The 14168-nt window shown below is 38.7% G+C and carries 14 protein-coding genes; 9 read left to right on the top strand and 5 right to left on the bottom strand.

The window, feature by feature from the left end; all coding sequences use genetic code 11:
- The first annotated feature begins 106 nt into the window (after positions 1 to 106).
- The 3 genes from MK805_RS07450 to MK805_RS07460 all read left to right on the top strand — a co-directional run bounded on the left by MK805_RS07450 (position 107) and on the right by MK805_RS07460 (position 2806).
- Positions 107 to 1279: an MFS transporter gene (locus MK805_RS07450; protein ID WP_240874957.1), complete on the top strand. Its 1173-nt coding sequence runs from the start codon at positions 107 to 109 to the stop codon at positions 1277 to 1279.
- 114 nt (positions 1280 to 1393) lie between these two features.
- Complete coding sequence (locus tag MK805_RS07455) at positions 1394 to 1921, top strand: NUDIX domain-containing protein (protein WP_240874958.1); 528 nt, start codon at positions 1394 to 1396, stop codon at positions 1919 to 1921.
- Positions 1922 to 2143: 222 nt separating this feature from the next.
- Positions 2144 to 2806, top strand: coding sequence for a hypothetical protein (locus MK805_RS07460; RefSeq protein WP_240874959.1), 663 nt, complete (start codon positions 2144 to 2146; stop codon positions 2804 to 2806).
- 81 nt (positions 2807 to 2887) lie between these two features.
- Here the strand turns inward: MK805_RS07460 and MK805_RS07465 are convergent, their stop codons facing one another.
- A complete protein-coding gene (locus MK805_RS07465) occupies positions 2888 to 3835 on the bottom strand; it encodes a metal ABC transporter solute-binding protein, Zn/Mn family (protein WP_240874960.1) in 948 nt (315 codons plus the stop codon).
- A 332-nt stretch (positions 3836 to 4167) separates the two neighbouring features.
- Between MK805_RS07465 and MK805_RS07470 the strand changes: the two genes are divergently transcribed.
- From MK805_RS07470 to MK805_RS07480, 3 genes are all read left to right on the top strand, one after another.
- Positions 4168 to 5220, top strand: coding sequence for a permease (locus MK805_RS07470; protein ID WP_240874961.1), 1053 nt, complete (start codon positions 4168 to 4170; stop codon positions 5218 to 5220).
- 17 nt (positions 5221 to 5237) lie between these two features.
- Positions 5238 to 6020 carry a TIGR03943 family putative permease subunit gene (locus tag MK805_RS07475; protein ID WP_240874962.1) on the top strand — a complete coding sequence of 261 codons (783 nt, stop codon included), beginning with the start codon at positions 5238 to 5240 and terminating at the stop codon, positions 6018 to 6020.
- A gap of 255 nt (positions 6021 to 6275) precedes the next feature.
- Positions 6276 to 7061 carry a cation efflux transmembrane domain-containing protein gene (locus tag MK805_RS07480; RefSeq protein WP_240874963.1) on the top strand — a complete coding sequence of 262 codons (786 nt, stop codon included), beginning with the start codon at positions 6276 to 6278 and terminating at the stop codon, positions 7059 to 7061.
- Positions 7062 to 7333: 272 nt separating this feature from the next.
- Here the strand turns inward: MK805_RS07480 and MK805_RS07485 are convergent, their stop codons facing one another.
- The gene (locus MK805_RS07485) at positions 7334 to 7774 is read right to left on the bottom strand and encodes an ATP-binding protein (protein ID WP_240874964.1); all 441 of its coding nucleotides are present in this window, start codon (positions 7772 to 7774) and stop codon (positions 7334 to 7336) included.
- An 8-nt stretch (positions 7775 to 7782) separates the two neighbouring features.
- Positions 7783 to 8520 carry a tRNA(His) guanylyltransferase Thg1 family protein gene (locus tag MK805_RS07490; RefSeq protein WP_240874965.1) on the bottom strand — a complete coding sequence of 246 codons (738 nt, stop codon included), beginning with the start codon at positions 8518 to 8520 and terminating at the stop codon, positions 7783 to 7785.
- Positions 8521 to 9452: 932 nt separating this feature from the next.
- Between MK805_RS07490 and MK805_RS07495 the strand changes: the two genes are divergently transcribed.
- Positions 9453 to 10244 (top strand): putative protein N(5)-glutamine methyltransferase, encoded by a 792-nt coding sequence (locus MK805_RS07495; protein ID WP_240875158.1) that lies wholly within the window; start codon positions 9453 to 9455, stop codon positions 10242 to 10244.
- Between the two features lie 11 nt (positions 10245 to 10255).
- On the opposite strand, the gene MK805_RS07500 is transcribed toward MK805_RS07495, so the two are convergent.
- Positions 10256 to 11065 carry a hypothetical protein gene (locus MK805_RS07500; protein ID WP_240874966.1) on the bottom strand — a complete coding sequence of 270 codons (810 nt, stop codon included), beginning with the start codon at positions 11063 to 11065 and terminating at the stop codon, positions 10256 to 10258.
- Positions 11066 to 11276: 211 nt separating this feature from the next.
- On the opposite strand from MK805_RS07500, the gene MK805_RS07505 reads away from it, so the two are divergent.
- Positions 11277 to 11915, top strand: a complete 639-nt coding sequence (locus MK805_RS07505; protein WP_240874967.1) for a hypothetical protein — start codon at positions 11277 to 11279, stop codon at positions 11913 to 11915.
- A gap of 135 nt (positions 11916 to 12050) precedes the next feature.
- Here MK805_RS07505 and MK805_RS07510 read toward each other — a convergent pair whose 3' ends face one another.
- Entirely contained in the window at positions 12051 to 13640 is a 1590-nt protein-coding gene (locus MK805_RS07510) for a phospho-sugar mutase (protein WP_240874968.1), read from the bottom strand.
- 47 nt (positions 13641 to 13687) lie between these two features.
- Here MK805_RS07510 and MK805_RS07515 point away from each other — a divergent pair, with 47 nt between their 5' ends.
- On the top strand, positions 13688 to 14158 hold the full coding sequence (locus MK805_RS07515; protein ID WP_240874969.1) for a nucleoside deaminase: 471 nt from the start codon (positions 13688 to 13690) through the stop codon (positions 14156 to 14158).
- The last annotated feature ends 10 nt before the right edge of the window (positions 14159 to 14168 follow it).

The following is a 14168-nucleotide window of genomic DNA, read 5'->3' on the forward strand; positions in this document are numbered from 1 at the left end:
ATATCATGAATGAAATTATTAAATTCACTAATAACTGTACAGCAATTTGGATTACAAATGATGCAATTTCACTGAGGGAAAACAGTGAGCTTAGGGAGGTTTTATAATGTCGAATCGTTTCTTAATTATTCTATTGGCAATAGGAGCTTTCATAGCTGGAACTGGAGAATTGGTCATCTCTGGTATTGTTGATTTGATAGCCTCTGATCTTCATGTTTCATTGGCGGTGTCCGGTCAGCTTGTCACGATGTTTTCCATTTCTTTTGCAATAGGTTCCCCTATTGTTATTGCACTTACTTCTAAGATGAATCGCAAGAAATTACTGCTAGTTACTCTGATCATTTCTGCATTAGGCGGTACTATGGCGATGTTAAGTGAGAACATTATACCCATGATGCTGTCGCGTATCATTCTTGGAATTTGTTCAGGTGTTTTTAACAGTATTGCTTTCGCTATGGCAGCTGGCCTTGTCACACCAGATAAACGTGGCAGCGCGATTGGGAGTATACAAGTGGGGTTTAGCTGTTCACTTATAGTAGGAGTTCCAATTGGCATCACCATTACTGCGCATTTTGGTTGGCATACTATTTTTGGTCTGCTTGCCGCGGCCAATATGGTTATCTTACTTTTGATAGTTAAATTACTTCCTAATATCGCTAGCTCTGAATTAAAGCAGAGTAAAATTCGGAGCAATTTGGGAAATTTCAGAGTAGCAGTTACGCTTTTCATTGCATTTCTCAATGTTCTAGGTTACTCCATATGCTTCACCTTCATCACACCGTATTTACAAACTTTGGCACACCTTAGTCACTCAGCAATCAGTGGAATTCTGTTACTCATGGGGGTATGCGGAGCAGTAGGATCACGTTTAGGCGGTTATGGAACGGATAAATGGGGAGTAACAAAAACATTACTGATGATGCTGGCCTTTCATACTGTATCGTTACTACTGTCTCCGTTTATGGCTACAACCCTAGTTGGCATCATTGTTACAATCACGATTTGGGGAATATCCGTTTACGCTACTGTCCCAACAATTCTGTATTATCTGATATCATTAGCCCCTGATGCAGCAGAAATGGTGATTAGTCTAAATACGTCTGTATTTCAGATCGGTATCGCAGTTGGTGCTGCCGTTGGTGGTATCATAGTAAATAATTTATCCGTTTTCCATGTTGGTTGGATCGGCGGAATTACTGTTGCAGTTGGATTGATAGTGGCAATATTTTTCTTATCCTTAGAGCGTAAAGTAATTCCGCTTCATGAGCGTCAAAATTGACTCCAAAGTTGCAATAAATTTTTATAATGAAATCAGAGGAAGGAAAGTCACAAAAATAGGAATATGGTAAACTATTGGAAAGCAGCCCATACGAATAGTTAGGGAGCACCTACTATGGCTGAAGAGAATAACTATGCTGTTTTCCTCGTTCCTGTTGCCTGGGAGCCTCGGTACTGGTCGTTCCCTCCTCGTGAGCTAGAGATTTGCATGCTGAAGACAGAGGGAGGGCCAGACGAGTGCGAGTACCCTGGAGGGCACCAGAAGAAGGGGGAAACCCTGTTCCAAACGGGAATCCGCAAAACTCAGGAGGAAACTGGTCTCGAAGTAATCGAGGTTATCCCTCATCAGATCTACCGCGAGATCTTTGGGAAAACGGTCGTAGTGGGCTACCCTGCGCTTGTTAAGCCGAAGAAAGCGGCAGAGATCACAGCGTTCATCCAGAAGAAAAATGAAGTGGAAAAAGCAACGAAGAGGAAAAAGAAGCATGTGTCGGCTGGGTGGTATTCGAAGCCCGAGGACGTTCCTTGGACTGAGGGTGCTCCTGACTCCCTGTTCGAAGAGTTTGCAAAGACTTCGGCTGCTGTTGCTGCTTATCGAAAGGAGAAGTTGGGTGCATTCTTCTTGAAAGTCAAGGAGGGGTAACCCTCATAGTGATAGCGAATGATCCTATGTTCTTTAGGGTTGTTGCTGTCATCTCCCTCCTGCTTCGGTGGGAGGGCAAATTACTATAAAAAACAAAAGTGACAAAAATGTGTCTTTTTTATTTCCTTATATGAATTTATCTGTTAAAATAATAAGTAATTAATTTTGCTAATACTTTTTCATTATCGTATGAATCCGTTTTCAAAGATATGGGGTGTTGACATGGAAAGAAAAATTGATAAACAACTATCGCGTATTTTGCCAAATGGGCTTCCAAACTATCCTGGTTTGCCAAATCGTTGGTATTTATATCCATACGGGCTTCTTGTCTTTTTACTGGCAGTGCCTAGCTGCATTTTCTATATGGCTTACAAAGCAGTCATGGAGTATAGTGAGAACTCCATCAAAGTCTCAATTATTTCTTCTGCTTACTTAGTTATCTTATGTGTAGCATTTTACTACATTCTTCGTTTCAATTATCGTTACTGGTTCACTTCGGTACCAAACCCACATACTTTTGAAGAATTTGTCGCTTTAGCTCAATTTGTAAAAGAGAGAGGGAACAACTGGCAAGTCATTTTGATCCTTGAGTATATTCTGAATACATTTCCTAATGAGAATGTAAGCGCTGTCGAAGTTGACTTAGGTATCGCTTATCTGAAGAGCGCAGGGCGGAAATCTTTATATGATGATGCAGAGAATGTAAACATAGAAAAAGGTATAGAGTACGTAAAGAAAGGTCTTGATGCAAAAGATGATCACGTGAGGCAACTAGCTTTAGAAACGTTAAGAGATCACTATTTATTAATAGCAGAGCAGGATAGATCTAAAGAAATGAATGATTTACTTAGGAAACTAAAGATGGATAAGGTAGCTTTAGGATAATGCATATAGAAAACGAGGGTACGCCGGTCTCATTGAGACCGGCGTTTTTTTACTTATTTGAAGGAATATTTAAGATAAAGACTACTCTAATGCTTTCTTGAGATTTTCTAAATTTTGCATGGAAATCGAAAAATAATCTTCTCCCTTTTTCAGTTCATCCGTTGTTAGTCCTTCTATAGGGTCCAGGATCAGTGCTTTGGCATGAATTTCATCGGTCACTACCTGTGCTACTTTTGGATTGACAAGTTTTTCGAAAAAGATATAGTGTATTTTTTCTTGTTCTGCAAATTGGACAATCTCTTTCAGCTTTTTGGGACTTGGTTCCTCATCAGGTGATATGCCAGAAATAGCAATCTGCTTGAGACCATAACGCTCTGTCAAATAATGAAAAGCAGCATGGGATGTGATTACATTTTTATTTTTTACTTGAGATAAAACCGAGCGGTAAGACTGATCCAATTGGTTAAAACGTTTCGCTAGCTTTTGGTAGTTTTGTTCATAGAGGGTTTTATGCTTTGGATCTTTTTGGATCATTGCCTGCTTGATATTTTCAGCTTGTTTTTTGGCAAGTATGGGATCTAGCCAAACATGAGGGTCTTTGTTTATAGTCTGGCTATCATGAGCGTGATCTTCTTCTTGTTCTGTACTGTCATGCAGAGCAATATTTTTTGTTGATTCGACAATCAAGATTTGTTGACTATCTAAATTTGATCGTACCCGATCAATCCAACCTTCTAAGCCTGCACCGTTATAAATGAGCATATCGGCTCGGTTAAGCTCGATGAGATCTTTTTGTGTGGGCTCATAATCATGTGGTTCAGCTCCTGGTGGTGTAAGGTTATGAACGGTTACCTCTGTTCCTCCTATTTCTTTTGCGAAGAAAGCTAAAGGATACATACTTGTGTAAATTACTAATTTATTATTCTCTTTTTGCTCGAACTTCTTGGGATGATCAGCATGGCTGTTGGTACAGCCGATGAGTGATCCAAGTAGAAGTATTAGAAAGCCAAACATAAAGTATTTTCTCAATTTTATTTACACCCTTCCCTATAAATCGTAATTATTATTATTTATCTCTTTGCGATAACTATTATATCGATTCGACTACTTTGTGTCTATTACTATTTATAAAAAATATAAAATCATATAAATTCGCGCATAAAAGCAGACTCATCGCTTATAATTTATCCTTTTAGCATCTTCTGTTTTTTCTATTTCAATAGGGTGATCACATTTACAAATTAGAACAATTACGATATAAGTAGTGGGGTAATGAGAATTTTGTTTCTTCTCGGTCGTTTGATTGCGGAGAAGAAGGATCATCTTATATAGATGGAATGAGGAGTGAGTTGGAAAATATCATGCTTCGGTTACTTAAAAATTACTATGTAGAAATTTTGCTTGTCTTTGTTTTAGCAAGCTTTATTCTCTTTTTTAGTTCAGATCAATTTTTAGCTTTTGAAATGGATATCAGTTTCTTGACTTCTTTTACAAAAAATCCGCAGTTGCAAAGTCTGTCTACTATTTTTCTAAGTATTTTTTTAGAAGGATTGCCTTTCATTTTATTTGGGGTGTTTATCTCGAGTTTTATTCATGAGTTTGTAAATGAAAATGGATTGTGGAGATATGTTCCCAAAAATCCATTTCTATCGATTCCGATGGCGATTGTATTAGGTTTTGTACTGCCGATCTGTGAGTGTGGAATTGTGCCGATAGCTAGACGTCTAATTGAGAAAAAATTGCCTGTTTATACTGCATTTACGTTTTTATTGGCAGCACCTATCGTAAATCCGGTTACGATCTTTTCTACTTATATCGCTTTTGGAAATGATTGGAGTATGACGATCGTTCGAGTGGCTTTGGGAGCAGGTATTGCGATTGTAATGGGGGGATTGTTTTATTTGTTTTTTCAAAATATCCCTGTTTTAAAGGAAATTCCTAATACTTGTGATCATGATCATGAGTCTTGTTGTACTACTGATCAGGCAGGACATGAGCATTCTCATACAGAGAATTGGAGAGAAAGGGTGGAATATGCCTTACATCACGCGATTTTTGAGTTTTTAAATATGGGAAAGTACTTCGTTTTAGGGGCTTTTTTAGCAGCTTGTTTTCAAACTTTTATTGGCTTTTCTGCCATTCAATCGACAGGAAAGTATGAGTGGCTATCGATTGTTTTATTGATGGGAATTGCTTTTGGTTTATCCATTTGTTCTTCTTCTGATGCCTTTATCGCTGCTTCTTTTCGCAATGCGGTCGGTGCTGCACCCCTCTTTGCGTTTCTCGTCTATGGTCCGATAATGGATTTGAAAAATCTGTTGATGATGAGCGGTAGTTTTCGACCTACAGTCATCTGGTTTTTTTGGAGCGGGACCACTGTGTTGACGATTGTTTCTGTTGTGTTTTTTTTATAGTCGAAAGGAGAGATAACATGGCTGTATTGTTTCGCATCACTATTCTGTTTGGATTCGCCTTGGTTTTATCTTATTTGATCATATCTCATGATCTTGATTATTTTATAAATCCTCGTCTGCAATACCTCAGTGTTATCAGTGTTTTGTTTTTGCTCACACTTGGTTTAGTTCAGTTGAAAAATGTTGGAAAAAGAGCAGCGCATCCAGTGGGAGTATGGGGTTATTTGATGGTCTGCTTACCCATTTGTTTTTTTCTCCTTTTTCCTAGCAAGCCAGCTGAAACGAGTTTGGCAGATAACAAGATGTATACATATGTTCCAAACCAAGTGAAAAAAACAAATCCCTCTCCAAACCAGTCCACAGACGCTCCTCAAGAACTAACCGAAGAAGAGTGGGAACTTCCATATAAAAAGAAAGCTGCTGAATTAAAGAAACTGCCGGTTATCATTTTGACAAGTGAAAATTATATCGATATATCCAATGTGTTGATGATGTATCCGGAACAATTTATCGGGAAAAAGATTCGCACCATTGGCTTTGTTTATCGAGAAGAAGGATTTAAGGCAGATCAGTTTGTGATAGCTCGTTTAGCGATTACATGCTGTGTCGCAGATGCAGGTGTGGTTGGATTTTTGCTTGATACTCCAGAGAGTAATCTGTTTAAAAATGATCAGTGGTTTCAAATTGACGGGACATTTGGATTAAAGAAAAATGAGTCAGGGGATGTACCAGGTTTAAAGATGAAGAGTTATAAAAAAGTACCTGCTTTAAAAGATTCCTATGTATATCAGCAGTTTTAAGATGATGAAATAAGTGATTTGCAAAATAATAGAGAACAGAAGAGGATATAAAAATAATAATGATTACGATTTATTAGGTGGGGTTATTTGCGTTTTGACATTTGAATTGGATGAATATACGATTGTACGGACATTTAAATCAAATTCATTCCTATTTATAGGAGTGGAACGATGCTCTCTGGGGTAAGCATAATAAAAATAAGCTGCCCAGAGTAAAATGTCATTCGATGGAACCTACTAACGGAAGATAGAATTATGCATAAGCATCTAGTCGAGTCTCGTGACCCGCGTCGTAGTCGTAAGATCACAGGAATTCTCCTCATCCTGTTGCTCGTTGGATTTCTGATCCAATTTGTGGGTAGCATCAGTTCGCACTCATCTAGCGTTATGAGCGACTCTTTTCATATGTTGGTAGACGGTTCGAGTCAACTGACATATTGGTTGGTGCTCGCGATTGCTATCTGGAGCACCCAAACGCCAAAGTGGATTAAGAAGCGTTATCCATCTGCCGCAAGCAGGTTGAAGCAGGTCAACGTTTCCAGCCTTTGGATGATCGGTGATTTTGCTAGCGCTATTTTCCTCTTTGGTGCAGCATTCACCTCGATCACTTTTTCCTTGCGGCGTTTGGTTGACCCACAAGAAGTTCATGTGGAAGTCTCCATCAGTGTTGCAGTGATCGGGCTAATGATCAACCTTCTCAGTCTGTTGGTCATCCTTGCAAGCAATACACAAGACGATCTCAAAGGTGTATTTCTCCATGTAAAGTCTGATCTTTACGATTCGATCACCGTTATCGTAGGACAGGTTCTCGTGTGGGTGTGCGGACCCAGTTTCCAATTTATCGATTCGCTTCTTGGCTTGTATTTGGGGAAGAAGATGATCGAGTGGGCATGGGGTCTTCACAAAGCTGCACTCCAAGGAAAGACCTTCCATGTGAAGGGTATCTTTATTCAGTATCCGGCACATGTTAGTCATGGATGCTCTAGCCATGGGCACGGATCAGGAGAAGACGAGCATAGGCATAGTTGTAATCATCACTGAGGTATAGAAAAGAGGAGCGAAGGACTACTTAAGAGAGAGACATAACGTCCTAGTATAGCTCGACTGTTCGATAGGAGGTTCTATTAGTCCCAAACCGCACAGGTGTGCGGCGTTGGGACTATCATTCTTTTTTAGAAGGAGATAGAGTTATCTTTGTCGTTCAAAAGCAAGCTGTGTTCATACACTTGCCATTAACCAATGTTGTTTCTAAAGACAAAGCTAAACACCCAATAAATGAGGATTTGTAGCGTGTTTTTATCTTTGATCTTCATTTAATGGGAATATTCTTCAATAAAAAACTGGGATTCTCCAAGCTGTACTTGATAAATTTGATCAAATCCTTCTGAGTAGCTGGGAGGCTCCCATATCTTACAGGTACTTTTGATTGCAACGATCGGGACTTGTTCTGCTTTATCTCTCGCTTGATTGCGAGCGAGAGATGATTCGACATCAGGAGGAAAGAAATAACCGATCACTCGAAAGTCGTGTTGTTTTGCTTTGGGAATATAACGCAGCCGATCTTTTACTGTTGGATTGGTATTATCTACAATAAATGGCTGTTTTGCGTGTAGACAAGCATCTACTAAGTAATTTTCCCGATATCTCGTTTTCAGCATATCGAGATTAATACGAATATGAGTACGGAAAAAATATTCTTTCACAAACGTAGATTTTCCTGATCCTTGTAATCCCATCAAAATAATCGCTTCCATTTGAGCACCTACTTATCCTTTGGATACACATATTGTTCGATATATCCTCTATCTTGCGAAAAGATCGGTATTTCCTTATCTACCACCCAGCGGTGACGAATAGCATTATCTTTTTGATAAGACTGCTTCGTTATACATACTCCTCGTTTTTGCCAAATCGGCAAGTCGTTCCAGTTTATTTCCTTTTCTACCATCAGTTTTTCCTGCATCTGTTTTCCGCTTAGCCCATGCAGTTGTTTGGCAGAAAAGTGACTTTGCGCCACCATGGAAACGCTGTTTTTTATTGCATCCTGTTGACGCCATAAAAAGTAATTGACGACTTCCTCTGGGGGCAATATCCAAGCGCGACAATCAAAGGTGGCAAGATTTTGGTCGGCTAAAATCTTTTTGATCTCATCATTAAATTTTGCTGTCGTCAGAGATGCGGCAACAGAAGTGATTTTTTGTAGGTTGTTATCAAACCATGCTTCTGTCGTAAGTTTGTCATTATTTGTCAGGAGAAGGGAGATTTCATCACTTTGATGATAAACAAGCTTACAGCCCATTATTTCACTTGCTAAAAATTTCCCTGTTTTCCAAAAGGTTTGGACAAGTCGTTCATCAAATGGCTTTTCTAGTTTTTTGGTATAGCTGTGAAAATGACAGCCATCGATGCGGAGTAATACAGGTAAGCGTTTAGGCAAGTAACTACGAAACGCAAATTCATACGTTTTCATACGGTTGCCAAACTCATCGGTTTTTTTCATAGTTATCTCATTCCCCTTTTTTTATTAACTGTAGTTTCTTACAATCCCAATGAAAATAATGAAATAAATGGCCAGCTTCAAGATTATTAAGATTTTTCATTTTTATACTATCTGAACGTTAGCAGATCAGCTTCATAGATGTAAAAATCACTTGTAAGTGTTTTTTATTAATGATTGACTGCCCAGAAAGAATATGATTTGCTTTATATAGAGCAATGACTGAATAGTCTGTTGAGTGTGTAGAAGGAGAACTTTCCTTTTCCTCAGTAGATGTAGCCACCAATCTGTGAGAGGATTGGACTTCAGTCTTGTTATTCCGCACATACACCTATTCCTGGGAGGAAAATCCTCATGGAAGACGAAACAGGAGAGAGCAACACCTCTCCGCAGGTGGTGCTGCAGGTCAGCAACTCCTGCAATTGTGCCTGCGGGCACAGCCCCAAGTGCTACGAATGTGCCAATGGGGCTGCATCTAGTCGAGCTCTTGGGTTCACTAGTTTCAACTTGACGCTGCATCGCGTCTAAAAATCAGTCACCCTTGTTGTCCTTACGGACAAGAGGGTGGCTGATCCAGCTTTTTCGCATTGAAAATCAATTGTAAAAATACAGAAATCTACACTATCTTTGTATATTTTGACAATGAATTATTTTTATTGCTATGAAGAAAAGGTCGATTTGCTTGAAAAAAATAACTGTTCCGAGGGTATTTTGATATTATACCATCCAGCAAGCTGTTGAACGGATAAAGAAAAAACCGAGTTATAAATAATTTATATTTTTTCTGTGTATGTCTTGGGGTATAGTATAATAATTTTCGCAGCAAACCCTTAAAGATTTATGATAAAAGTTGAGGTGTTGAAGTGTCTTTAGATTCCACAGAAAAGAATAAATTATATGAAGAGAGTCTAGGGGAAAAGAGGAGAGTCTCTCTAATTCCCACTGTAGCAGCACAGCTTCGCAATGCAGGATGTGTATTTGCAGAGGAAGAAGCTAAGTTGCTACTAGAAGCTGCACAGGATGAATCTGGGCTTATCAAAATGGTACAACAAAGAGCTTCTGGATTGCCAATTGAGCATGTTATTGGGTGGAGTGAGTTTTGTGGTCATCGAATAGCAGTTGATAAAGGTGTCTTTGTACCACGGAAAAGAACCGAATTTCTAGTAGAACAAGCGGTGAAACTAGCAAAGAACGGAGATATCATACTAGATTTATGTTGTGGTTCGGGTGCTTTGGGTATTGTGGTAGCTGCATCTTTAGACGAATATCAGTTGTACGCTTCAGATTTGGACCCAAAAGCGGTGCAATGTGCCAGGAAAAATGTCACACCTGTAGGAGGTAAGGTATATGAAGGAGATCTATTTTCACCACTACCAGATTATCTACAAGGCAGGGTGAACATTTTGCTCGCCAATACACCATATGTACCTACCGATGCGATTGAGTTCCTTCCTGCTGAGGCCCGTGAGTATGAAGCATGGATGGCACTTGATGGAGGGGAAGATGGGTTAGAAATCCAGCGGCGAGTAGCCTCAGTTGCACCACTATGGCTCGCTCCAAATGGACTTCTATTCGTTGAATCAAGTGAGCAGCAAGCCCTGCAAACTGCTGAAATTTTTATACAGAATGAGTTACATCCGCAAATCGTGAGATGTAATGATTTAGATGCTACTGTTGTAATCGGGATGAAAAAAGAGAATGAGATACGAGTAAAAAAGCCTACCTAGTCATGAAACAACTAGGTAGGTTTCCTTTTGCGAAGCAGGCTACGGATCAAGTAAATGATAATAACAAGGCACGCTAGGATTAGCAGTATCCATTCTAATGTGAGTGTCCAAAAATCAGGGACATATTGTGTCAAGTTATTAGTTGCTGAAAGCAATAAGATGATAGGTGTTGGAACATCGATCCCCAATACGATGGGGTTATTTTGTCCAAGTTTCAAGTTCCATGTTAACGTTTTTCCATCTTTACTCACAGTATTGGCATTTTGTTTCGTTGGAGCGATTGGTAAAGTCAGGAGAAAACGGAACTTGATCCGATCCAACAAGCCACTCAAATAAGGAGCAAAAGGCCCTAGTAAATTTACAATGTTTTTTTGCATATTAACTTGTGTTTGATAGAGCAGGGTTGTTTTCCAAAATCCACTTTTTATGCTTAATTCTTTTATCGGTTGAAATGATTGAGGATTAGTGTTTGTAGAAAGGACCGTTTTTGATTGGCCGCCGCTTGGTATTAGCTCTGTGGGGATAGCAGCATTTATTTCTTTGTTTAATGGTTCTTTTGCAATATTTTTAACTGGTTTCGTAGCTAAAAAGCCAACTTGATTTTTTTCACGTATAAACTTAGCTTCATATCCTTTTCTTGAATAGAGTGTTGTAATATGTCGTATATACTTTTGTGCTTTAGCATTTGTCAACACTTTCCACTGATAGATTCCAGAACCATCTTTGTTTATCGTTACATGTAAATTTCCTTGGATACATCCTGTGAGAAAAAGAAAAGGAATAACAAACGAGATAAACCGTTTCCACTTCTTATTTTTCATTGGGGGACTCCTTAAAAAAAGGATATATCATTAGTATAGGAAAAAAATGGATATTTAGTCATGCTCAGAAGAGATATTCGTATTTTCGGGGCAGAGCTCGATCCTCATATATAAAAAATATTTTCTGATAATAAGAGATCCATATTTACTATTATTGTGAAAAATAATAAAATTAGGTTGTAAGGGGAATTACATTTTCAGGAGGGGTATAGTGAAATTTTTGGAGCTTCCAGCTTGCTCTTATGAGAAATATATCGTTAAACTCAATGTAAATCGGGTAAAGAGGGATCAACCTTCTACTATGGATCGTTTTGTCTTTGTGTTTAGTCGGTGTATCGAAGAGAGTTCCACTTATGGAGATGTGGACATTGAGTTAGTACCGGAAAAAGAAGTTCCAATTTTTCATGATGCACTGAAAAATGCCCAAAAGAGAGAAATCAAAGATCAAGACTTTGAAGATAATGGTTTATCCTTGCAAATCGGGAATGATATCAAAATTATAAAAAACATAAGTGATTTCGCCACGAATTATATTGCTGTGGTACACAATCCAAACAATGGACAAGACAAATACCATTGGCTGCTGACAAGAAATCGTGGTCATATAGGAAAATTAGAAAACCGTCCATTTACTTCCTTTTCTCCTGAGTTTCATTATCAGATGTGCAAGTTTCAGGACGAACAAGAAAAATCAGAAATAGAAAATAGTGTGAAAAATATTAAGGATTTAGAAGGACTGGCAGGTACATTTGAAGAGATCGTTTCCCAATTAGAAGCGAGAAAGTCGAGAGTGGAAAATCGGACAACAGGAGATTGTCTTAGATCATTCTACCAGCCGAGTGACTGTTAAGGAAAAGATACGGAGGATATGGGAAAAAATAATTTTTTGGAGATAATAATAAAGAGAATCATCCTTTTTTGACAGGATGGTTCTTTTTCCTTCTTGCCAAGAAGAAAAACACCTGCAAGTGCAGGTTAAGATGATTTAAAAGTTCTGCTTGATCACATCACAGATTTCCAGCATTTTTTGATTTGCTTCCTTTTGGTTTTTTCCCACAGCTTCCATGTATATTTTGACCTTTGGTTCTGTGCCTGAAGGACGGATAGCGATCCAACTTTTATCAGGAAACCAAACTTTCCCCACCTCCGCTTTTGGTAAATGATCCAATCCGGTTCGATAATCAAGTTTTTCCCCTGCATCATTCCAAAGGTTGAAGAAATCATCGATAATATCTCGTTTTGTGGTGATTGGAAGAGAGATAACTTTGCTGACATGGTAGCCATACTGACGATAGATGTCATCTAATACATCTAAGAAGGTTTTTCCTTGTTTTTTATAGTAAGCAGCAACATGACATAAGTAAAATGATGTTTGAATCCCATCTTTATCCCGGACAAAATCATCTAGGAGATATCCGCAACTCTCCTCAAATCCAAGCAATAAATCTTGATTTTTTTCAATTTGTTCTGCTATATATTTAAAGCCAGTTAACGTTTGGGCAGTTTTTCTTCCATAATGATGGGCGATTTTTTGTGCCAAACTTGTGCTGACAATGGTAGAGTAAATAGTGCCTTTTTTTTGCTTTACCGTAAGTAAATAATATAGTAATAGGGTACCAATTTGGTTTCCAGTCAGGTGTATGTAATCGTTTTGGTATGGTATCATTATGCCGACCCGATCTGCATCTGGATCGGTTGCCAGGATCAGATCAGCATTCACATTTTTGGCAACTTTTTTTGCCAAGGTAAATGCAGCTACATCTTCAGGATTAGGAGAGGAAACAGTAGGGAAGTCAGGGTGGGCTTTTCCTTGTTCGGTTACGAGATAGGTAGAGATAAAGCTTTCTTTTTGGAGTAAGTAGGGAAGCGCTACCTGTCCAGTTCCATGTAAGGGAGTGTAAACGACGCTCAGAGATTGATCGCTAGAAGAGCATGATATGAGGGATTGTACGGCATGGTAGTATGTTTGATCGACTTCTTTAGGTACTTCTCTTATTTTTCCAATCTGTTGTGCATGTACATAGGATAGGGTGGGAATGGTAAGAACATCTGCTATAGCATTCATGTGTTGCTCAATTAATTTTGCACAAGCTGGTAATAATTGTGCTCCGTCTTTTCCATATACTTTGAAGCCGTTATCAGATGGTGGATTATGACTAGCTGTGATCATAATTCCTCCGATGGCTTGAAGATGACGGATAGCATAGGATAGCATAGGAGTAGGGTGTATATGAGAATAAAGATAGACCGGTACCTGATGATAAGCAAATAAACAAGCAGCCTCCTCAGCAAATAGTCTGGAGCAATGTCGATTATCATACGCTATGACGATACCTCGATGCAAATTGGAAGGATTGGTAGCTAGTAAATATCGATAAAATGCTTCTGATACTTGGCGAATGGTAAATCGGTTTAAGCGATGCGGTCCTAATCCCATTGCACCTCTTATGCCTGCTGTTCCAAAGGAAAGTTTCTTTTCAAATTCCTGTTGTTCTTTAAAAGTATAATTTTGTAATTGAGCTCTTTCTTTTTTGGTGAGCACAGGGGCATGCAGCCAGTCAAAATAATGACTCACTTTTTTATACCTCCTCCAATTTGTATTTGATAAAGTAGGTGAGAAGCATGACACATCAAGATTTTTTGCAAAAAGCTATTCAATTGGCTGTCGATAATGTCAAAAACAACCAAGGCGGACCATTTGGAGCTATTGTGGTAAAAGATGGAGAGATCGTCGGTCAAGGGGTAAATCGAGTAACAACTCATAACGATCCCACTGCTCATGCAGAAATTGGGGCGATTCGCGACGCCTGTAAAAATCTTCAACATTTTCAATTAGAAGATTGTATTATTTATACGAGTTGCGAACCCTGTCCTATGTGTTTTGGGGCAATTTATTGGGCGAGACCAAAAAAAGTCTACTTTGCTTGTACAAAGCAGGAGGCGGCTAAAGCAGGGTTTGATGACCAATTTATTTATGATGAATTGGCTATTTCTTATGAACAAAGAAAAATAAAAATGGAGAGGTTATCTTCTCCAGAGAAACTATCCCCATTTCAGACTTGGATGAAATCATCGGAACGAGTTGAGTATTAAAAATATAAAA

This window comes from Shimazuella soli, from assembly GCF_022511585.1.
Classification (GTDB): domain Bacteria; phylum Bacillota; class Bacilli; order Thermoactinomycetales; family Thermoactinomycetaceae; genus Shimazuella; species Shimazuella soli.